The 19703-nt window shown below is 60.9% G+C and carries 19 protein-coding genes and 1 pseudogene; 9 read left to right on the forward strand and 11 right to left on the reverse strand.

Translation table 11 applies throughout. The features are described 5' to 3' along the window. Positions 1–638: MFS transporter (locus UB23_RS25575; RefSeq protein ID WP_045062035.1), on the forward strand; the 638-nt coding region annotated here is incomplete at its 5' end. On the opposite strand, the gene UB23_RS25580 is transcribed toward UB23_RS25575, so the two are convergent. The 5 genes from UB23_RS25580 to UB23_RS25600 form a co-directional block, all read right to left on the reverse strand. Continuing rightward, positions 635–2836, reverse strand: a complete 2202-nt coding sequence (locus UB23_RS25580) for a xanthine dehydrogenase family protein molybdopterin-binding subunit (protein ID WP_045062036.1) — start codon at positions 2834–2836, stop codon at positions 635–637. The two genes, UB23_RS25575 and UB23_RS25580, sit on opposite strands and share 4 nt — an antisense overlap. Next, entirely contained in the window at positions 2836–3822 is a 987-nt protein-coding gene (locus tag UB23_RS25585) for an FAD binding domain-containing protein (RefSeq protein WP_045062037.1), read from the reverse strand. The genes UB23_RS25580 and UB23_RS25585 overlap by 1 nt, the downstream gene beginning before the upstream one ends. After that, positions 3819–4352 (reverse strand): (2Fe-2S)-binding protein, encoded by a 534-nt coding sequence (locus UB23_RS25590; protein WP_045062038.1) that lies wholly within the window; start codon positions 4350–4352, stop codon positions 3819–3821. The genes UB23_RS25585 and UB23_RS25590 overlap by 4 nt, the downstream gene beginning before the upstream one ends. A gap of 106 nt (positions 4353–4458) precedes the next feature. Then, positions 4459–5010 (reverse strand): DJ-1 family glyoxalase III, encoded by a 552-nt coding sequence (locus UB23_RS25595; RefSeq protein WP_045062039.1) that lies wholly within the window; start codon positions 5008–5010, stop codon positions 4459–4461. A gap of 66 nt (positions 5011–5076) precedes the next feature. Then, positions 5077–5523 carry a DUF4879 domain-containing protein gene (locus UB23_RS25600; protein WP_045062099.1) on the reverse strand — a complete coding sequence of 149 codons (447 nt, stop codon included), beginning with the start codon at positions 5521–5523 and terminating at the stop codon, positions 5077–5079. A gap of 222 nt (positions 5524–5745) precedes the next feature. Between UB23_RS25600 and UB23_RS25605 the strand changes: the two genes are divergently transcribed. Continuing rightward, positions 5746–7041 (forward strand): NCS2 family permease, encoded by a 1296-nt coding sequence (locus UB23_RS25605; protein WP_045062040.1) that lies wholly within the window; start codon positions 5746–5748, stop codon positions 7039–7041. After that, complete coding sequence (trmA, locus tag UB23_RS25610) at positions 7038–8117, forward strand: tRNA (uridine(54)-C5)-methyltransferase TrmA (RefSeq protein WP_045062041.1); 1080 nt, start codon at positions 7038–7040, stop codon at positions 8115–8117. The genes UB23_RS25605 and trmA overlap by 4 nt, the downstream gene beginning before the upstream one ends. Positions 8118–8171: 54 nt before the next feature. Here trmA and UB23_RS25615 read toward each other — a convergent pair whose 3' ends face one another. Beyond that, entirely contained in the window at positions 8172–8618 is a 447-nt protein-coding gene (locus UB23_RS25615) for a DUF2442 domain-containing protein (RefSeq protein WP_045062042.1), read from the reverse strand. Positions 8619–8620: 2 nt separating this feature from the next. Beyond that, positions 8621–8728 (reverse strand): annotated as a pseudogene (locus UB23_RS30425) (DUF4160 domain-containing protein); the annotation flags it as partial. 218 nt (positions 8729–8946) lie between these two features. Here UB23_RS30425 and UB23_RS25620 point away from each other — a divergent pair. The 3 genes from UB23_RS25620 to UB23_RS25630 all read left to right on the forward strand — a co-directional run bounded on the left by UB23_RS25620 (position 8947) and on the right by UB23_RS25630 (position 11292). Next, a complete protein-coding gene (locus UB23_RS25620; RefSeq protein WP_045062043.1) occupies positions 8947–9858 on the forward strand; it encodes a LysR family transcriptional regulator in 912 nt (303 codons plus the stop codon). Positions 9859–9991: 133 nt separating this feature from the next. Next, complete coding sequence (aroQ, locus tag UB23_RS25625) at positions 9992–10432, forward strand: type II 3-dehydroquinate dehydratase (RefSeq protein ID WP_045062044.1); 441 nt, start codon at positions 9992–9994, stop codon at positions 10430–10432. 5 nt (positions 10433–10437) lie between these two features. Next, complete coding sequence (locus tag UB23_RS25630) at positions 10438–11292, forward strand: shikimate dehydrogenase (RefSeq protein WP_045062045.1); 855 nt, start codon at positions 10438–10440, stop codon at positions 11290–11292. A gap of 49 nt (positions 11293–11341) precedes the next feature. Here the strand turns inward: UB23_RS25630 and UB23_RS25635 are convergent, their stop codons facing one another. Both UB23_RS25635 and quiC read right to left on the reverse strand, forming a co-directional pair. After that, positions 11342–12019, reverse strand: coding sequence for a TetR/AcrR family transcriptional regulator (locus UB23_RS25635; protein WP_045062046.1), 678 nt, complete (start codon positions 12017–12019; stop codon positions 11342–11344). 101 nt (positions 12020–12120) lie between these two features. Further along, positions 12121–14022: a 3-dehydroshikimate dehydratase QuiC gene (gene quiC, locus UB23_RS25640; RefSeq protein ID WP_045062047.1), complete on the reverse strand. Its 1902-nt coding sequence runs from the start codon at positions 14020–14022 to the stop codon at positions 12121–12123. A gap of 418 nt (positions 14023–14440) precedes the next feature. Here quiC and UB23_RS25645 point away from each other — a divergent pair, with 418 nt between their 5' ends. Further along, positions 14441–15742, forward strand: coding sequence for an MFS transporter (locus tag UB23_RS25645; RefSeq protein ID WP_236695888.1), 1302 nt, complete (start codon positions 14441–14443; stop codon positions 15740–15742). Positions 15743–15784: 42 nt separating this feature from the next. Here UB23_RS25645 and UB23_RS25650 read toward each other — a convergent pair whose 3' ends face one another. Both UB23_RS25650 and UB23_RS25655 read right to left on the reverse strand, forming a co-directional pair. Next, positions 15785–16669, reverse strand: coding sequence for a DMT family transporter (locus tag UB23_RS25650; protein ID WP_045062049.1), 885 nt, complete (start codon positions 16667–16669; stop codon positions 15785–15787). A gap of 141 nt (positions 16670–16810) precedes the next feature. Next, a complete protein-coding gene (locus UB23_RS25655) occupies positions 16811–17590 on the reverse strand; it encodes an IclR family transcriptional regulator (RefSeq protein WP_045062050.1) in 780 nt (259 codons plus the stop codon). A gap of 171 nt (positions 17591–17761) precedes the next feature. On the opposite strand from UB23_RS25655, the gene ypfJ reads away from it, so the two are divergent. Both ypfJ and UB23_RS25665 read left to right on the forward strand, forming a co-directional pair. Further along, positions 17762–18655: a KPN_02809 family neutral zinc metallopeptidase gene (gene ypfJ / locus UB23_RS25660; protein ID WP_045062051.1), complete on the forward strand. Its 894-nt coding sequence runs from the start codon at positions 17762–17764 to the stop codon at positions 18653–18655. Further along, on the forward strand, positions 18656–19615 hold the full coding sequence (locus UB23_RS25665) for a lipoprotein (RefSeq protein ID WP_045062052.1): 960 nt from the start codon (positions 18656–18658) through the stop codon (positions 19613–19615). It begins immediately after the preceding gene. Positions 19616–19703: the final 88 nt, after the last annotated feature.

Genomic DNA, 19703 nt, shown 5'->3' on the forward strand with positions numbered 1-19703 from the left:
AGATGTGTATAAGAGACAGGTTATTGGCGGGTATTCGTTTCATTCGCAGTCGACCGGACATCCTCGGGGCGATTTCCCTGGATCTGTTTGCCGTGCTGCTTGGAGGTGCGACCGCCCTGCTACCGGTATTTGCCAAGGACATCCTGCTGACCGGGCCCTGGGGCCTGGGCCTGTTGCGCTCTGCGCCGGCGGTGGGCGCGCTGCTGATGTCGCTGTGGCTCGCACGGTTTTCCGTGGATCGCCAGGTTGGCCGGGTGATGTTCACGGCGGTGGGCGTGTTTGGCGTCGCCACCATAGCCTTCGGCCTGTCGACCTCATTCTGGTTTTCCCTGGCTGTACTGGTGGTGCTCGGCGCAGCGGACATGATCAGCATGGTCATCCGCGCTTCCTTCGTACAGCTTGAAACCCCTGACGAAATGCGCGGCCGGGTGAGCGCCGTGAACGGGTTGTTCATCGGCGCTTCGAATCAGTTGGGCGAGTTCGAATCCGGCCTCACAGCTCACTGGTTCGGCACCGTTCCCGCCGTGGTCATGGGCGGAATCGGTACGCTGGTGGTGACCGGGGTCTGGATCAAACTGTTCCCGACCCTGGCCCACCGCGACCGCATGCATGTACCGGCGCAAGAGGCCAGGGTTTAGAGCAGCTTGTCGAGGGTGATGGGGAAGTCGCGCACCCTTTTGCCCGTGGCATGGTAAATCGCGTTGGCCACCGCTGCCGCGACACCCACGATGCCGATTTCCCCCACGCCCTTGGAACCCAGGGCATTGACGATCTCGTCGTGCTCTTCGACGAACAGTACGTCGATGTCACCGATGTCGGCATTCACCGGAATGTGGTATTCGGCGAGGCTGTGGTTCATGTGCCGACCCAGTGCATGATCAGTCTGGGTTTCCTCGTGCAGCGCCATGCCGATCCCCCAGACCACGCCGCCGAGGATCTGGCTGCGGGCCATTTTCGGGTTCACCACCCGGCCGGCGGCGATGGCACTGACCACGCGATTGACCTTCACGGTGCCCAGGTCTTCATCGACCAATACTTCGACGAACACCGCCGAATGCGTGGCCGTGGCGTACGCTTCGCGCTTCTTGTCGGGCTCGGCATCCACCTGGACCTCCAGGGTCGCTTCGCCGCTGCTGCGCACCAGCTCGGCCAGGGAGGTGCGCGACTCCCCATAGCGCAACTGCCCGGCTTCGAACACGGCCTGTTCAGAAGTGACGGCGGCGAATGCCGGATGGGTCTGCCGGGCAACTGCCAGCAGTTTTTCCTGCAGTGCCGCGCACGCCTGCTGAACCGCTGTGCCGACCGAGGAAACGGTAAAGGAGCCGCCCTGCAGTGGCGCGGTGGGCAGTGAAGAGTCACCGAGCACAAAGGTGACGTCCTGCACCGCAACACCTGAGGCCTGGGCGGCGATCTGAGTCATGACGGTGTAGGTCCCGGTGCCGATGTCAGTGGTTGCGCTGCTGACGGTCAGCTTGCCGTTGTGGTCGATACTGGCCTTGGCGCTGGCTTTCTGTTGCATGGCTTCCCAGACACCCCCGGCCATGCCCCAGCCGACCAACTGCCGATCGTGACGCATGCTGCGCGGTTCGGGGTTGCGCTGGTTCCAGCCGAAGCGTTCGGCACCCTGCTCGTAGCAGGCACGCAGCTCCTTGCTCGAGTACGGCTTATCTTCGTTCTGGTTGCGCTCTGCATAGTTGATCAACCGCAGCTGCACCGGGTCGATCGCCAGGGCGCAGGCCAGCTCGTCCATGGCGCACTCCAGGCCGATCAGGCCGAGTGCCGCGCCTGGGGCGCGCATGTCCAGCGGCGTGAAGACATCCAGTGGCACCAGCTTGTAAGTCAGCTGCACGTTGTCGCAGTGATAAAGCATGCCGCTCCACTCCACCACGTGCTCGGTGAAGTCTTCAAAGCGCGAGGTCTGGCCGATTGCAGTGTGCCCCACGGCCAACAAACGGCCGTTAGCCGCAGCACCCAGTTGCAGGCGCTGCAAGGTGCGAGGCCGGTAGCCAAAGGTGAACATCTGCTGGCGAGTCAGGGTCACGCGTACCGAACGCTTGAGTTTGAGCGCGGCCATCACAGCGAGTGGCAATTGGTATTGCGGACGCAAGCCCGAACCAAAGGCACCACCGACAAAGGCGGCGAAAATCCGCACCTGCTCTTTTTCCAGGCCAAAGACTTTTTGCACATAGGACTGACAGTTCTGCGGCCCCTGGGTCTTGTCGTGAATGTGCAGGGTGCCATCGGCCTGATAGAGCACGGTACTGGCGTGCGGCTCCATCGGGTTGTGATGCTCTATCGGCGTGCTGTAGTGCAGGTCGAGACTCAGAGCCGCACCAGCGAACTCCGCCTGGAAATTCCCGCGGGGCTTGGGCAACTCGGCGGGCGCAGGATGAGCTTCACCCTGCATCGACAGGAGATCGGTTTGATGGCCCGCGCTTTCATATTCGATCCGCACCAGCGAACCGGCATGTCGCGCCAGTTCCAGATTGTCGGCTATCACCAGCGCGAGCGGCTGACCGCTGTAGAGGATTTGATCGTTGTAGAGTGGACGAAAAGGTGAGCCTTCGGCGGAGTCCGCGTCCTCATAATCCTTGTCATAGCTGGCTATGTGGGGGCGGTTCGTATGATCGATCACGGCAACGACGCCGGGCAATGCCAGGGCTGCCGAGGCATCAATCGTCAGCACGCGCCCGCAAGCGACAGGGCTCGAGACCACGCTCCCATGCAGCAGGCCCTGCTCGGGAAACTCCCCGGCATACCGTGCCTGGCCGGTGACCTTGAGGTGGCCATCGACCCGGTCCAGCGGCTGGCCCATCGGTTGAGTGAAAGTATTCATCAAGCTTGCCCTCCCAGCGCGGCGTCGCTCAGCGCACGGACAATCGCCCGGCGCGCCAGTTTGACTTTGAAAGCGTTGTGCTCAAGCGGTTCGGCGTTTCGCAGCAGCGTATCGGCGGCAGCGGTGAAGGTTTCGCGGCTGACGGTCTTGCCCACCAGGGCGTTTTCCACCGACTTGTCGCGCCACGGCTTGTGCGCCACGCCGCCCAGCACCAGGCGTGCCTGACGAATGACCGGCCCGTCCAGCTCCAGCGCAGCGGCCACCGAAACCAGGGCAAAAGCATAGGAGGCGCGGTCGCGAATCTTGAGGTAATGGCTGCAGTCGGCGAATCCGGTGGCAGGCAGTTCAATGCTCGTGATCAATTCATCGTCGGCCAGTTGATTGTCGCGCTCGGGCGCATCGCCTGGCAGGCGGTGGAAGTCGGCAAATTCGATCGTGCGCGGCCCGCCACGACCCTGCACATGCACCACGGCTTCCAGTGCCGCCAATGCCACGCACATATCCGACGGGTGAGTAGCGACGCACTGGGCGCTGGCACCGAAGATCGCATGGATACGGTTCAACCCGTCCCGCGCCGGACAGCCGCTGCCGGGTTCGCGCTTGTTGCACGGCACGCTGGCATCGTAGAAGTAATAACAGCGCGTGCGCTGCAGCAAGTTGCCACCCGTGCTGGCCATGTTGCGCAACTGCGGCGATGCCCCGGCCAGTATCGCCTGGGACAACAGAGGGTAACGTTGTTCGATCAACGGGTGCCAGGCCAGGTCGGCATTGCTGACCAGCGCGCCAATCATCAGCCCGCCTCCAGCCGTTTCGCGCACTTCGCGCAGTGGCAGGCCGGTGATGTCGATCAGGTGCTCGGGACGAGTGACGTCTTCCTTCATCAGGTCCAGCAGGTTGGTGCCGCCGGCAATGAAGCGGGATGCGGGACCGGCGAGATGCACCGCGTCCTGCACCGATTCAGGCTTGCTGTACTGGAAGGGATTCATTGGCCACCCCCTTGCCCGGCGTTGGCGCGGCAGACAGGAAGCGCCTCTTCGATGGCATCGCGAATATTACTGTAGGCGCCGCAGCGGCACAGGTTGCCGCTCATCAACTCCTTGATGTCTGCCTGGCTGTTGGCCCGTCCTTCGTTGGCCAGCCCGACGGCAGAGCAGATCTGCCCTGGCGTGCAATACCCGCACTGGAAGGCATCGTGCTTGATGAACGCCTGTTGCATCGGATGCAGCTGTTCACCCTCGGCAAGGCCTTCGATAGTGGTCAACTCGGCACCGTCGCACATCACCGCCAACGTCAGGCAGGCATTCACCCGCTTGCCGTTGAGCAATACGGTGCAGGCACCGCATTGGCCGTGGTCACAGCCTTTTTTCGTGCCGATCAGGTCCAGTTGTTCCCGCAGCAGGTCCAGCAAGGTGGTCCAGGGCAGGACCTCAAGCTGACGCGCCTGGCCATTGAGCGTCAAACCCAGTGGATGGCGGGCATATGACGCTGGCGTGGCGTCGTCATTGGTTGCGCTCATATACACCTCACGATTGGTCGTCTAGTCGCGGCGTTTTGGCAAACCGCCGTCATAAGGGGTACGACTTCGCGTGGCGAACAGCGTTCAAGGGGATTGATCTGCGGTGTCAAACCAGCAATTCTGCCGCCACCGCCGTGCGTGTCGCCTTGCCACAGAGCTGTTCCACCAGGGCCAGGGCAAATGCCAGCGCCGCGCCCGACCCTTGGGCGGTGATGCAGTTACCGTCGACCACCACCGGCTGATCGACAAAATTGCAGCCCGACAATTGATGGCTGGCTGAGGGCAGGCAGGTCATACGGCGCTGTCGCAACACCCCCGCATTTTGCAGCGCCAGCGCCGGAGACTCGGCAATAGCGGCGAACAGGCGACCGGCGGCCGCCTGATCCTTGATCAGTTGTTGCAGGGGCTGATGGGCTGCCAGATGCTGCGCGCCCACCGCGCCGCCGGGCAGTGCGATGAGGTCGAAGGGCTGCGCGAGCAAATCCACCAGCATGGCATCGGCGGTCAAGCGGGTACCACGGGCACAGGTCAGCATGCGCCGGCCCTCGATACTGGCCACCACCACTTCCACCTTGGCGCGGCGCAGCACATCGACCAACGTCACTGCTTGCAGATCATCGATGCCCTCGGCGAGGGTAATCAGGGTTCTAAAGGTCATGGGCGACATCCACTGAAAGATCTTTAGAGCGTAGTCAGCTTTCGCGCCTGCTGTCTGGGCGGGCGGTTACTTGATGTAAAGCTGCGTCGCCAGGGTATTGCCCGGCGCGTTGATTGAGGTGTTGCTGAAGGTGAACGTTCCCTCCTGCTTGCCCGCCAGATCGAAGACGTAGAGGTAGCCTACGGTTTTCCTGCCGACGGTGCATTCTGTCAGGTTGCCGTTATCAAAGGCGCAGACCGGCGTACGGGTACCGTTGAGATCAAACCCGTCCAGACCGACCCGCGCCGCGCGTCCGTAGCCGACTTCCAGCACATACACCTTGATGCTCGGCCCGCTGTGATTACAGCGGGTCTGTTCCTGGCCGGGTGCAATGTCTTCAAAGCCACAGGCCGGCGACTCGACCTTGACCACCTTGACCAGGCTCAGCGCCGGCGCCGAAGCAGCCCACACCGCCTGCCCCCCCGCCAAAGAGGCGATGACCATCGCGAATACCCCCGCCAGACGCCTGTTCATGCAAGTCCCATTGTCCCGAATGCCGGCGCGCAGTATGGCGCACTTGGCCTGAACGTAAAACATCGACGACGATCGCAGCCATAAGCAGCCACAGCCCCACACTGCTGGTATGATGCGCGGCTTTTTCCGACCCACAGAAAATTAACGGGCCCCTTTCACGGTCTGTGCTTTGCTGTTGAGGTCGATACATTCACGGCGCCCGGCGCGCCACGGGGAGCAGACATGCTGGAAAGGCTGTTTCAACTCAAGGCACACAACACCAACGTGCGGACCGAGATTCTTGCGGGTATCACGACCTTCCTGGCCATGGCCTACATCCTGTTCGTCAACCCGAGCATTCTCGGCGAGACCGGCATGGACAAGGGCGCGGTGTTCGTCGCGACCTGCCTGGCAGCAGCCATCGGCTCCACCGTGATGGGCCTGATCGCCAACTATCCGATCGCGCTGGCACCGGGCATGGGCCTGAATGCCTTCTTCACCTATACCGTCGTGCTGCACATGGGCCACACCTGGCAAGTGGCGTTGGGCGCGGTATTCATCTCGGCGGTGCTGTTCTTCCTGCTGTCGATCTTCCGGATCCGCGAATGGATCATCAACAGCATCCCGTTGCCACTGCGTTCAGCCATTGCCGCCGGCATCGGCCTGTTCCTGGCGTTGATTGCCCTGCATAACGCCGGCATCGTGGTCAGTAACCCGGCGACCATGGTCGGCCTTGGCGACCTGAAGCAGCCGGCACCGATTCTCGCGACCCTGGGCTTTGCCCTGATCGTCGCCCTCGAAGCCCTGAAAATCCGTGGCGCGGTGCTGATCGGCATCCTGGTGGTCACCATCGCCTCCATCGCCTTGGGGTTCACGCCCTTTGGTGGCGTGATGTCGATGCCGCCATCCCTGGCGCCAACCTTCCTGCAACTGGATATCAAGGGCGCACTGGACATCGGTCTGGTCAGCGTTATTTTCGCCTTCCTGTTCGTCGATCTATTCGACAACTCCGGCACCCTGATCGGCGTCGCCAAGCGCGCCGGCCTGATGGGCAAGGACGGCCACATGCCGAAGATGGGCCGTGCGCTCATCGCCGACAGCACCGCGGCCATGGCCGGTTCGCTGCTGGGCACCTCGACGACCACCAGCTACATCGAATCCGCAGCCGGTGTGAGTGCTGGTGGCCGTACTGGCCTGACGGCCGTGGTGGTGGCGATCCTGTTCCTGCTGGCGCTGTTCTTCTCGCCACTGGCCGCCAGCGTTCCGGCGTTCGCAACCGCTCCGGCACTGCTGTTCGTCGCAGTGCTGATGACATCCGGCCTGGCCGAAATAGACTGGGACGACATCACCGTAGCGGCACCGGTCGTGGTGACCACCCTGGCCATGCCGTTCACTTATTCCATCGCCAACGGCATCGCCTTCGGTTTCATCTCCTGGACCGCGATCAAGTTGCTGTCCGGCCGCGCCCGTGAGCTCAATCCGGCGCTGGTGATTCTGTCGATTCTGTTCGTGATCAAGTTGGGTTGGTTCAACGCATGACTTTTGATTCCCAGGCCTACGCTGCTCAGCTCGAAGACAAGGTCACACGCCTGCGTGACCTGCTGGCCCCGTTCGATGCACCTGAACCGACCGTGTTCGACTCGCCGCTGCAGAACTTCCGGCTGCGTGCCGAGTTTCGCTTGTGGCGCGAAGCCGGCGAACGTCATTACGCCATGTTTTCCCCGGAAGACAAACGCACGCCGATCCTGATCGAAGCCTTTCCGATCGCCAGCCTGCGCATCAATCAACTGATGCCGCAACTTAAAGCCGCCTGGCAAGCCAGCGCGCCCTTGAGTAACAAGTTGTTCCAGGTGGAGTTTTTGACCACCCTGGCCGGCGACGCGATGATCACTCTGTGTTACCACCGTCCGCTGGACGAGCACTGGCAAGCCGCCGCGTCGAAATTGGCAGCTGACCTGAATGTGAGTGTGATTGGCCGCTCAAAGGGTAAGCGCGAAGTCATCGGTCGCGATTACGTGGTGGAAAAGCTCGAAGTGGGCGGCCGCACCTTCAGCTACCGCCAGCCCGAAGGCGCATTCACCCAGCCCAACGGCACCGTGAACCAGAAGATGCTCAACTGGGCGTATGAATCCCTGGGCGATCGCCCGGACGATTTGCTCGAACTGTATTGCGGCAACGGCAACTTCACCCTGCCCCTCGCGACCCGCGTGCGCAAGGCACTGGCGACCGAAATCAGCAAGTCTTCAGTCAATGCGGCACTGAGCAATCTCAGCGAAAACGCGGTGGATAACGTCACCCTGGTGCGCCTGTCTGCCGAAGAACTGACCGAAGCCTTGAACGAAGTGCGGCCATTCCGTCGCCTGCAAGGCATCGACCTCAAGAGTTACGAATTTGGCAGTGTCTTCGTCGACCCGCCGCGCGCCGGCATGGACCCGGACACCTGCGAACTGACTCGGCGTTTCGACAACATTCTGTACATTTCCTGCAACCCGGAAACCCTGGCAGCCAACATCGCCCAGTTGCACGACACGCACCGCATCACCCGTTGCGCAATGTTCGACCAGTTCCCATGGACCCATCACATGGAATCCGGCGTCATGCTGACCCGGCGCTGAGTTCAACAGCCAACATCAAACAAGCCGTCGTCCTGACGGCTTTTTTGTGCGCGCCTAAAGCACCGCATCCACTTTGCGCGGGCGCCCGCCTTTCTTGCCATTGGCCCGAGCTGCAGCAGACTTCGCGGCGCTGCTTTGCCGGCCATTGCGCGAAGCGGCGACGGAAGCGGCCATGGCCATCAACGGTTTGCTGGCAGAGATCATCCCGGCAATCGACACCTGCAGGTCCTTGCCCTCATGACACAGGGCGGTCCCCGAAAACCCGACAGTCAAAGCTGAAAAGTCCTCGGCGCAGAAATCATCGAACTCAGCGTAGAGCTTCACGGGCAGCAACACGCCGCTACCGTCTTCGAAACTCACGGTCAGACGCGATGCCTCGTGGGTGACCGCAATTGCCTGAAGGCCGTTTTGTTGCCTCAACTGCCCACGCTCGATCGCCTCGTCCAGTGCTGCCTCGGTCACTGGCTGATCCACCAGTGTTTTTGCTTTTATCGTTTTCAAAGTTCGATCTCCACGCTCCAGATCCCGGCATTCACATGTGCATGCGGAGGGCAGTGTTCATCGCGCAGCATAATCACCAGTGAAAGTCCCTTGTAGCGACATACATTCATACTAACCCATCCGTTAGGTTATTGGATCAATATCCTGATCCTATCCTCGTAAAATTCGACGATCGGCGCGGCGAGCCGAATCGAAATCCTACCCCTCAGGCTAGCGCCTGAGCTCGCCGCAAGCCTGGGGAAAGGCACGCTAATAAGTAAGCAATCCTTTCACCTCCCAGCATGATCGGTACAGAATCAGCTTCACTTGATCCACGGTGTAATTAACCATGCAGCGACTCTTTGACGATCTCCAGTTGGGCAGCATTGAGCTGTTTTGCCTGGCTGCCGAGGCTGGCAGTTTTACCGCGGCGGCGCTGGTGGCGGGGGTGACGCCGGCGGCGGTGAGTCGCTCGGTGTCGCGCATGGAAGAGCGCCTTGGGGTGCGGTTGTTCGCGCGTACCACTCGTAGCGTCAAGCTCACCGACAGCGGCCGGCGCTACTACGAAGAATGTCGCCAGGCGCTGGCACAGCTTGTTGAGGCGCAGCGCGAGGTCATGGGCCAGCAGCAGCAACCTTCAGGCACGTTGCGCATCAGCATTCCCACCACGTATGGCCATCACCGCATCCTGCCGCTACTGCCAGCCTTCAGGGCGCGCTTTCCCGATGTGAAGGTGCAAGTGCACATCAGTAACCGCAATATCGATTTCGTAGGAGAAGGTTATGACATGGCGATTCGCGTGCGGGCCATCCCGGACTCCGGCCTGATCGCCCGACCACTTGAAGATGCCGCCCTGGTGATGATTGCCAGCCCCGACTACCTCAAGCAGGCGGGCGTGCCGCAGACCCTGGACGACCTGTCACGGCACGAATGCATTCAGTACGAATTACCCAGCAGCGGCCGGCGCATTGCCTGGTTGTTCAATGACGGTGGCACGCCTGTCGAGCTTCTGGCCCAAGGCAATCTCAGTTGCTCCGACGACGTGCTGGGCGGCGTGACCCTGGCAAAACACGGCGCGGGGTTGTTTCAGACTTATCGCTTTATCGTTGAAAAGGAGTTGGCCGACGGCTCGCTGGTGGAAGTGCTCAAACCCTACGGTGGACGTTCAAGGCCGTTTACCCTGCTCTATCCCCAGAGCCGCCATGTACCACTGCGGCTGCGGGCGTTCATCGATTTCCTGGTGGAGCAGCTGCCGCGATGAAAAGTCGTCCGATCACCGCACACAAATGCTAACGGGCGCACCTCGTCAATTGACCAAATTAACCATCTAGTACATTTTATCTCCACAGGCTGAGACCATCGGCCAACGCCAACAATAATAAGTGGAGATACCCATGGACCCTATCGTCCTGGTGCTTAACGGCCCAAACCTGAATCTGCTAGGCACCCGCGAACCGGCCACCTATGGCCATGAGACCCTGGCGGACATTTCCGCGCTGTGCGGTCGCGCCGCAGAAGAATTCGGACTGCGAGTGGAATTCCGCCAGACCAATCATGAAGGTGAACTGCTGGACTGGATTCACGCCGCCCGCGGGCGCTGCGCAGGCATCGTGATCAATCCAGCAGCCTGGACCCATACCTCGGTCGCGATCCGTGATGCCCTGGTAGCCAGTGAATTGCCAGTGATCGAGGTTCATCTGTCCAACGTTCATGCCCGTGAACCCTTTCGTCACCACTCGTTCGTCTCTGCGGTGGCCATGGCGGTGATGGCCGGTTTCGGCAGCCATGGTTATCGCCTGGCACTGGAGCACTTTCGCCAGCAGTTGAAAGGGTGAGCACCATGGACCCGCATAACGTGGTACTGGCCGGCCTGATCGGCGCTGGCATCCAGGCGTCGCGCACTCCGGCGCTGCACGAACAGGAGGGCGATGCCCAGGGCTTGCGCTACCTCTATCGCCTGATCGATCTCGACCAGTTGCAACTCGACAGCGGCGCCCTGCCCGACCTGCTGCTGGCCGCCGAGCGCATGAACTTCACGGGGCTGAACATTACCTTCCCCTGCAAGCAAACCATCATTCCCCTGCTTGACGAACTGTCGCCGGAAGCCCGGGGAATTGGCGCGGTAAACACCGTAGTGCTGAAGGAAGGTAAACGCATCGGCCATAACACCGACTGCCTGGGATTTGCCGAAGGTTTTCGCCGCGGCTTGCCGGACGTTGGCGTGGCACGCGTGGTGCAGATGGGTGCTGGCGGAGCCGGTGCGGCGGTGGCCCACGCGCTGCTGAGCGAAGGCGCACAGCTGCTGAGCATTTTTGATGTGGAGATCCGTCGCGCCCAAGCGCTGGCAGATAATCTCAACCAGCATTTCGGTGCTGGCCGCGCGGTTGCCGGGCAAGATTTACCTGGCGCCCTCGCCTTGGCCGACGGCCTGGTGAACACCACGCCCATGGGCATGAAAAAACTGCCGGGCACGCCGGTGCCGGTGGAATTGCTGCGCCGGGAATTGTGGGTGGCGGAGATCGTCTACTTCCCGCTGGAGACTGAACTGCTGCGCCAGGCCCGCGCCCTGGGATGCCGGACCCTGGACGGCGGCAACATGGCGGTGTTTCAGGCGGTGAAGGCGTTTGAGCTGTTCAGTGGCGTGGCGCCCGATGCGCAGCGGATGCTGGCGCATTTCCAGGGGATGGTCGGGTAAACACAGGAAGAACAGATCGCAGCGTTCGGCAGAGGCTGCGATCCTGGGTTCATGCCTTGAGGTAGCGCAGGACCGACTCGCAGATCATTTCCCGATGGCGCTGCTTGATGCCTTCATCCGGCAGGTCGATCTGGAAAATCTCGCCGAAAGTATGGCGGTTCGACACTCGGTAGAAGCAGAACGAACTCATCAGCAGATGCACGTCCAGCGGGTCGAGACCCGCACGGAACACGCCCTCCTCGGCACCACGGCGCAGAATGACGCCCAGTGAATCGAGCACCGTGTTGTTCATGGTCTTGATCGCATCGGAGCGCTTCACGTATTCGGCGTTGTGAATGTTCTCGATGCTCACGATGCGCACGAAATCGACGTTGCGGTCATGGTGGTCGAACGTGAACTCCACCAGGCGCCGGATCGCTTCCACCGGGGGCAGTTCGGTCAGGTGCAGGCGGTTTTCAGTGCTGCGGATGTCGCCGTACAACTTTTCCAGCACCTCGACGTAGAGCTGTTCCTTACTCCCGAAGTAGTAATAGATCATGCGCTTGGAGGTGTGGATGCGCTCGGCGATCGCATCGACCCGCGCGCCGGAAAGCCCCTGCTGCACGAACTCGACAATGGCCTCTTGAAGAATGTTCTCGCGGGTCTTTTCCGGGTTGTTCTTTCGGCTCTTGCGCGGCTCGGCAAGGGATTTGTCAGGCGCTGCGGAGAGTTCTGAAGTTATTGTCATCGCGGGCTCACGGCCATCACTGCACAGGCGGCGATTATGGGCCGCGCCGCACGGCGAAGGAAGCCGCACGGCATGGGTTTGCACTGGGGCTTACCAATTTCCTACAACTTTGCCTGACGCACGGCCCCGCTGCGCGACTTGGCCATGGCAGCCAAACGCACGGCGACGTTGGCCGCGCCGTATCCGGCATAGCCGTTCTTGCGCTGGATGATCTCGAAGAAAAATCGCCCTTCAAACGGCTCGGTGTACACGTGAAACAGCTCGCCACCCTGGGCATCACGGTCGTACAGCACGTTGAAGTACGCCAGTTCGCTGAGGAATTCGTCGTCGAAATCGAAGCGCGCAGCCAGGTCATCGTAATAGTTGAGCGGAATATCCAGCAGCGGCACCCCGGCCTCTTTCGCACGACTGACCTCAGCAAAAATATCATCGCAGTCAAACGCGATGTGATGCACACCGGAACCGCGATAACTCGACAAAGCGTGGGAGATCGCGGTGTTGCGGTTCTCGGAGATATTGAGCGGCAGACGGATCGAGCTGTCGCGGCTGCGCAATGCCCGGCTTTTCACCAGGCCATAAGGATCGGGCAGCACCACTTCGTCGTCCGCTTCAAAATCCAGCAGGCTCTTGTAGAACAGCACCCAGCTGTCGAGGCTGTCAGCCGGCAGCGCCATGGCCATATGGTCGATACGCTTGAGCCCGCCGCTCGCCTGGGCGACCGGTTGCAGGTGGAAGTCGGTGCCATAGACGTCGGCATGCTGGTCGACCAGATAGATCAGGCTGCCATCCGGCGCGCGCACTGCGGCCAGTTCAAGCTCGTTGGGGCCTACCAGCCCACGATAGGGCTGGCCCTTGTAGGCGACCGCGCGAGCCAGGGCACTGCCGCTGTCTTTCACCCGCACGGCGGTGGCGCACAGCGAAGGGCCGTGGGCTTCGAAAAAACTGTGGGCGAAGGAGTAAGGCTCGGAGTTGAGGATCAGGTTGATGTCGCCTTGACGCAACAGGCTCACGCTCTTGGAGCGATGCTGCCCGGCCTTGACGAAGCCCAGCCGCTCCAGCCAATGGGAAAGCTTGGCGCCAAGGCTTTCGTCCACCGCGAATTCGAGAAATTCGATGCCGTTGTACTCGCTGGCCTTGGGCGTTTCGAACAAAATTTCAGGGCTGGCCACCGGCTTGGCCTCCTGCGCGAGGCGCTCGCGGGTTTTCTCTTCAAGATACAGCAGCGAGCGCAGGCCATCGGCGGCGTTGGCCCGAGGTGGCGCGGCGCGGAAGCCGTCGTTGAAAATTTCCAGCGAAAGTGGCCCGGTGTAACCGCTCTTGATGATCGGTGCGAGGAAGCCGGGAAGATCGAATTCACCCTGGCCTGGGAAGCAACGGAAGTGCCGGCTCCATTCCAGCACATCCATGGCCAGGATCGGCGCGTCGGCCATCTGCACAAAGAAGATCTTGTCGCCGGGAATCTGCGCGATCGCCGCAGGATCACCCTTGAGTGACAAGGTGTGGAAGCTGTCAAGCAGCACGCCGAGACTCGGATGATCGGCCTGACGCACAATGTTCCAGACCTGCTGCCAGGTGTTGACGTGCCGTCCCCAGGCGAGCGCTTCGTAGCCGATGCGCAGGCCTCGGGCACCTGCGCGCTCGGCCAGCAGGCGCAAGTCGTCGACCAGAATCTGTTCATCACCCAGGGAGTCGGCCGAGGCGTTGCTGCACACCAGCACCAGGTCGGTACCCAGTTCCTGCATCAGGTCGAACTTGCGCTCGGCACGCTCCAGGTTACGCGGCAGGCGGTCGCGGCGGCATCCTTCGAAGTCGCGAAAAGGCTGGAACAGTGTGATGGCGATGCCGAGATCGGCACACATCTGTTTAATTTCCCGCGGACTGCCGTCGTAGTAGAGAAGGTCGTTCTCGAAAATCTCCACCCCGTCAAAGCCGGCGGCGGCAATGGCTTCGAGTTTTTCCGGCAGGGTACCGCTCAAGGACACGGTGGCAATGGAACGCTGCATCTTTCGACTCCCGGTGGTGGAGATCTTATTGGGGGTATTGCATGCTCCCAGCGTAGGAGCTGTCGAGTGAAACGAGGCTGCGATCTTTTGATCTGGCGATCAAAACAAAGTCAAAAGATCGCAGCCTCGTTTCACTCGGCAGCTCCTACAGGGAGACCGTACATTTCTGTTGAGGGGAATTATTAGGCTGGCAGTCTCGCACAGCAATTCAAAGTGTACTATCCGGTTAGTTTTATGTGCGATTATCGAACAAAATGCCGCTTGGCGAATTGACGATTTTTCGTCCACTGCCCAACATCGACTCCACATTGGGTGCGGTCACAGGTCGGCCCGATGAACATAGATTCAAAACACCACATAAAAATAATCGGTGGCTTAAATGACTCCTTCTCAAAGCTCTTCCGTGGAGCGTTCCTCCATGATTCCTGCCACCGGTGGCATTGGCGACAAGGTTCGAGGCGCCATGGCAGTCGGCAAGACCCGCTGGGGCATGCTGGCACTGGTGTTTTTCGCTACAACGCTGAACTATATCGACCGCGCCGCACTGGGCGTCATGCAGCCGATCCTGGCCAAGGAGATGAGCTGGACGGCGATGGATTACGCCAACATCAACTTCTGGTTCCAGGTCGGCTACGCCATCGGCTTTGTCCTGCAGGGCCGGTTGATTGATCGGGTCGGCGTAAAACGGGTGTTCTTCTGCGCCGTCCTGTTGTGGAGCCTGGCGACCGGCGCGCATGGCCTGGCCACTTCGGCGGTCGGCTTCATGGTCTGCAGGTTCATCCTCGGGCTAACCGAAGCCGCCAACTATCCGGCCTGCGTCAAGACCACCCGGCTGTGGTTTCCCGCCGGCGAACGCGCCGTGGCCACCGGGATCTTCAATGCCGGGACCAACGTCGGCGCGATGTTCACCCCTATGCTGCTGCCGCTGATTCTGCACGTGTGGGGCTGGCAGGCCGCATTCCTGTGCATGTCGGCACTGGGCGGGATCTGGTTGTTGTTCTGGGGTTTGAAGTACTTCAACCCGGAAGATCATCCAGGCGTCAGACAATCGGAACTGGACTACATCCAGCAGGAGGTCGAGCCGGAACAAACCCGCGTGCCCTTCTCGAAAATCCTGCGCATGCGCGGCACATGGGCCTTCGCCCTCGCTTACTCGATGACTGCGCCGGTGTTCTGGTTCTACCTGTACTGGCTGCCACCGTTCCTTAACCAGCAATACAACCTGGGGATCAACGTGACCCAGATGGGCATCCCGCTGATCATCATCTATGTGACGGCTGACTTCGGTAGCGTCGGCGGCGGGATCCTGTCTTCGTTCCTGATTGGCCGCGGGATCAATCCGATCAAGGCGCGACTGATGTCCATGTTCCTGTTTGCCTGCTGCATCGTCGGCGTGGTCATGGCGGCAGGTTCCAGCAGTTTGTGGGTTGCCGTAGCCGCGATCTCGCTGGCCATCGGCGCGCACCAGGCCTGGACGGCGAATATCTGGAGCCTGGTGATGGACTACACGCCCAAGCACATGATGAGTACCGTGTTCGGTTTCGGCGGCATGTGCGCCGCGATTGGCGGGATGTTCATGACCCAGCTGGTTGGCCATATCCTGACCATCACCAACAACAACTACACCGTACTGTTCACCATGATTCCGGCGATGTACTTCATCGCGCTGATCTGGATGTACTTCATGGCGCCGCGCAAGATCCCTTCCGTTATCGACTGAAATCTCCCGCGGCAGGCCTGATTCCAGGCCTGCCCACGCTCTCTAGCGGCGACTCTGTTGCCACACCGCTGCCAACCCGCTGCAACAGATCACCGCAATCCCGATGATCGTGGTCAGGGTCGGTGTGTGGGAGAACAGCAGCCAGCCCAGCAACCCGGCGAAGACGATCTGGCAATAACCGAAAGGCGCCAGCAACGCCGGGGCCGCGTAGCGGAATGCCTGGGTCAGGAACAAGTGCGCGGTCATCCCGCAAGCCCCCAGCGCCACCATGAGCAACCCGTGACCCAGGGTCGGTACCTGCCAGAAAAACGGTACCAGCGCGCTCATCACCAGGGTGTTGCACAAACCGGCGAAGAAGTTGCTGGTGGTCGGGCTGTCGATCTCGCTGAGCTTGCGGGTCAACAACTGGTAAAAACAGAAAAACAGCGCCGAGCACAAGGGCAGCAGCACCGCCGGCGTGAACAGCTCACCACCCGGGTGAACGATGATCAACACGCCGATGAATCCGCAGATCACCGCGATCCACTGGCCGCGGGTCACGTGCTCGCGCAGCAGTGGCACCGACAGTGCCGTGACCAGCACCGGGGCCAGAAAGTTGACTGCCGTAGCTTCCGCCAGGGGGATGTACTGCAGGCCGGTGGTAAAAAACAGACTGGTGCCGAGCAGGCACAAGGCCCTGACCAGCTGCAGCAGCGGGCGTTTGGTACGCAGCACGCGCAAGCCCGACTGCGGCAGGAAGATCCCCGCCATCAACAAGGTGTGCACCATATAACGGGCCCACACCACCATGACGATTGGATAGAAACCCGACAGGTATTTTGACAACGCGTCGTGACTGGAAAACAGGAAGGTCGCGACAACGATCAGCAAGATGCCCTTGAAGGGTTGGTTGACGCCGGAGAGCGGAGTGCTGATACGTGACGTCAAGGCGATGCTCTCTGAAAGGAATAACAAGCCAATGGATCAATATTCTAGAACCTTGTTCCATTTTTTCAAACTAACAGGCCGAGAAAGCGTGCGAACAGCGTACAGTTTTTCCATTACGGCCATTGCGCTCGCCTGGAACAATCAACCGTTGAAAAACTCCGACGCCTGGCTGGCCGCCGACAGCTCTTCGGTGAACTGCAACAGCAGCGGCGCCAGATCGTGCAACCGCGCACCTGGCAACCGAGCGCTGGGGCCGGCAAGACTCAGCACGCCTATCACCCGCGCATCCAGCGGATGGCGCACCACTGCGGCAATGGCCGAGGTCCCCACCCCCGAACTCTCCTCTACCCAGGCATAACCCTGTTCGCGTCCCTGGCGCAGACGCTCCAGCAGTTCAATGTTCGAACGCGGCGCGTTCGGCCCGGGTGCTGGCAATGTGTCGCCGCCCTGGCGCTCGACCAGCGCCAGGGCTTCGGCATCGGACAGGCTCGCCAGCCACGCATGCCCCGAGGCGGTATAGAACAGTGGGGCATCGCGCCCCATGTCGGGGTCATAACGCAAGCCGGAACGAGCGCCCTGGGATTTGGCGATCCAGGTCAGTCGCTCCCCCGAGATCACACCCAGGCGAACCAGTTCGCCCGTTTCCTCGGCCAGTCGATCGAGTACCGGCTGGACGATATCGCCGCCGCTGCGAGACAGGTAGCGAAAGCCCATGGCGACCAGCCTGGTCGATAAGTGATAGCGCAGGTTATCCGGATTCTGCCGCACATAACCCAGGCGGATCAGCTCGGTCAGCAAACGGTGGGTGGCACTCTTGGGAATTCCCAGCTGTTCGGCCAATACCTGCATCGGTACGCCCTTGGGTTCACCGGTAAGGGTTTCCAGCACGCTGAAAACGCGTTCGATCTGACTGCCGGCCATGAGAGGTTCCACGAGAAAGGTTTTATCGATTCTAAAAGACAATGCTGCGAATGCGAAATCTGGAACCGGTTCTGCCCGGAGCTGTCAGACGACCGGACTGGCGCGGCTCCTGCACACCAGCAACACTCATCACCACGCATCTTCATCAGATTAAGGAAAGAGGGCTCACCCATGCTATGGAAAAAAGGCCGGCGCAGCGACAATGTGGTCGACGCCCGTGGAGATGACGTGGGCGGTGGTGGCGGTGGGATGCGCTTCGGTGGCGGCAAAGGGCTGAGCCTGACGGCGATCATCCTGATTGTCGGCATAGGCTGGATCACCGGCCAGGACCCACTGCAGATTCTCGGGCAATTGACCGGGCAGATGAGCGAACAGTCGGCACCCGCCACCAACCAGAGCCGCAAGGCGCCACCGGCCAATGACGAAGGCGCCGAATTTGTACGCTCGATTCTCGGCGATACCGAAGACACCTGGGGCCAGATTTTTCAGCAGGCCGGCCGGCAGTACAAGGATCCGACCCTGGTGATGTTCAGCGGCAGGGTCAACTCTGCCTGCGGGATGGCCACCTCGGCCACCGGGCCGTTCTATTGCCCGGCGGATCAGAAGGTCTACCTGGACACCAGCTTCTTCCAGGAAATGTCGCAGCGTTTTTCCGCAGCCGGTGACTTTGCGCAGGCCTATGTGATCGCTCACGAAGTTGGCCACCATGTGCAGACCCTGCTCGGCGTCTCGGCAAAAATACAGGCTGCTCGCCAGCAAGGGCGGCAAATGGAAGGCGATGGCGGTTTGCTGGTACGCCAGGAACTTCAGGCCGATTGCCTGGCCGGCGTGTGGGCCAATAATGCCCAGCAAAGGCTGAACTGGCTCGAACCCGGCGACATCGAAGAAGCCTTGAATGCGGCCAACGCCATTGGCGACGACCGCCTGCAACAGCGCGGCCAGGGTCGCGTGGTTCCGGACTCGTTCACCCATGGCACTTCGGCGCAACGGGTACGCTGGTTCAAAACCGGGTTCGCCCAGGGCCAGATCAGCCAGTGCGACACCTTCGCCGCGAAAAACCTGTAGATGAACAAGTGGTGGCTGGTCCTGTTGATCACCTGCACCAGTTCCCAGGCTGCCGACCACGGTGTGCGAGACATCAGCCCCGGTCGCCTGTTGTTGAAGGAAGGCGAAATGGCAGTCGGTATCGGCCCGGCACCGGCGACCATCGAGCGCGTGCTGATCATCGTCCATGGCCGGCTACGCAACGCCGAAACTTACCGCAAAACCGCTGAACACGCGGCCGAGCAAGCGGGACAGGCGTCGACCACGTTGGTGATCGCCCCGCAATTTCTCAATGAATCCGACGTCGCGCTACATCCATTGGCCGACACGGTTTTGCGTTGGCAAGGCAATGAATGGATGGCCGGTGGATTGTCCACGGCGCCTTTTGCCCTCAGTTCGTACGGGGCAATGGACCAGATCATTGGCCGGTTCGCTGACCGGCAACAGTTTCCGGCGCTCAAGGAAGTGGTGATCGCCGGACACTCTGGCGGGGCTCAGGTGGTCCAGCGTTATGCGCTGCTGGGTCATGATCAGCCGGAACTCGACGCCGCCGGAGTTCGGGTGCGTTATGTGATTGCCAACCCGTCTTCCTACGCCTATTTCGATGAACGTCGTCCGGTGGCGTTCAGCCACGCCGGCTGTGCGGATTACAATCGCTGGAAATACGGGCTGGCGGATCTGCCCGCGTATGCCGAGGGCCAGACGCCCGCGACGCTAAAGGCCAGTTACGTCAAACGCGATGTCATTTACTTGCTGGGCCAGCAGGATATCGATCCGAATCATCCAGCCCTGGATAAAAGCTGCGAAGCCAAAGCCCAGGGTGCGAATCGTTTGGCGCGCGGGCGCAGTTATTTTGAGTATTTGAAGCGCGACCATCCCCAGGGTTTGAATCAGCAACTGATCGAAGTGCCCGGCGTCGGGCATGATGGGGATGGGATGTTTACCTCGCCTGAGGGGCGCAAAGCGCTCTTTGGTCAGTAGCATTTGCAGTGCGGCGAATGCAGCCATCGCGGGCAAGCGTTGCTCCCACAGATTTCGCGTATCCCCCTTTCAATGGCGGCACCGCTCA

The organism is Pseudomonas sp. ES3-33, from assembly GCF_000952175.1.
Classification (GTDB): domain Bacteria; phylum Pseudomonadota; class Gammaproteobacteria; order Pseudomonadales; family Pseudomonadaceae; genus Aquipseudomonas; species Aquipseudomonas gregormendelii.

Excerpts from the sequence above, each read along its gene's own strand:
- ypfJ (WP_045062051.1), top strand. The coding sequence starts at position 17,762 with ATGCTATGGAAAAAAGGCCGGCGCAGCGACAATGTGGTCGACGCCCGT.
- UB23_RS25580 (WP_045062036.1), bottom strand. The coding sequence starts at position 2,836 with ATGAATACTTTCACTCAACCGATGGGCCAGCCGCTGGACCGGGTCGAT.
- UB23_RS25635 (WP_045062046.1), bottom strand. The coding sequence starts at position 12,019 with ATGACAATAACTTCAGAACTCTCCGCAGCGCCTGACAAATCCCTTGCC.
- UB23_RS25595 (WP_045062039.1), bottom strand. The coding sequence starts at position 5,010 with ATGACCTTTAGAACCCTGATTACCCTCGCCGAGGGCATCGATGATCTG.
- UB23_RS25645 (WP_236695888.1), top strand. The coding sequence starts at position 14,441 with ATGATTCCTGCCACCGGTGGCATTGGCGACAAGGTTCGAGGCGCCATG.
- UB23_RS25600 (WP_045062099.1), bottom strand. The coding sequence starts at position 5,523 with ATGAACAGGCGTCTGGCGGGGGTATTCGCGATGGTCATCGCCTCTTTG.
- quiC (WP_045062047.1), bottom strand. The coding sequence starts at position 14,022 with ATGCAGCGTTCCATTGCCACCGTGTCCTTGAGCGGTACCCTGCCGGAA.
- UB23_RS25585 (WP_045062037.1), bottom strand. The coding sequence starts at position 3,822 with ATGAATCCCTTCCAGTACAGCAAGCCTGAATCGGTGCAGGACGCGGTG.
- UB23_RS25590 (WP_045062038.1), bottom strand. The coding sequence starts at position 4,352 with ATGAGCGCAACCAATGACGACGCCACGCCAGCGTCATATGCCCGCCAT.
- UB23_RS25620 (WP_045062043.1), top strand. The coding sequence starts at position 8,947 with ATGCAGCGACTCTTTGACGATCTCCAGTTGGGCAGCATTGAGCTGTTT.
- UB23_RS25605 (WP_045062040.1), top strand. The coding sequence starts at position 5,746 with ATGCTGGAAAGGCTGTTTCAACTCAAGGCACACAACACCAACGTGCGG.
- UB23_RS25630 (WP_045062045.1), top strand. The coding sequence starts at position 10,438 with ATGGACCCGCATAACGTGGTACTGGCCGGCCTGATCGGCGCTGGCATC.
- UB23_RS25655 (WP_045062050.1), bottom strand. The coding sequence starts at position 17,590 with ATGGCCGGCAGTCAGATCGAACGCGTTTTCAGCGTGCTGGAAACCCTT.
- trmA (WP_045062041.1), top strand. The coding sequence starts at position 7,038 with ATGACTTTTGATTCCCAGGCCTACGCTGCTCAGCTCGAAGACAAGGTC.
- aroQ (WP_045062044.1), top strand. The coding sequence starts at position 9,992 with ATGGACCCTATCGTCCTGGTGCTTAACGGCCCAAACCTGAATCTGCTA.
- UB23_RS25665 (WP_045062052.1), top strand. The coding sequence starts at position 18,656 with ATGAACAAGTGGTGGCTGGTCCTGTTGATCACCTGCACCAGTTCCCAG.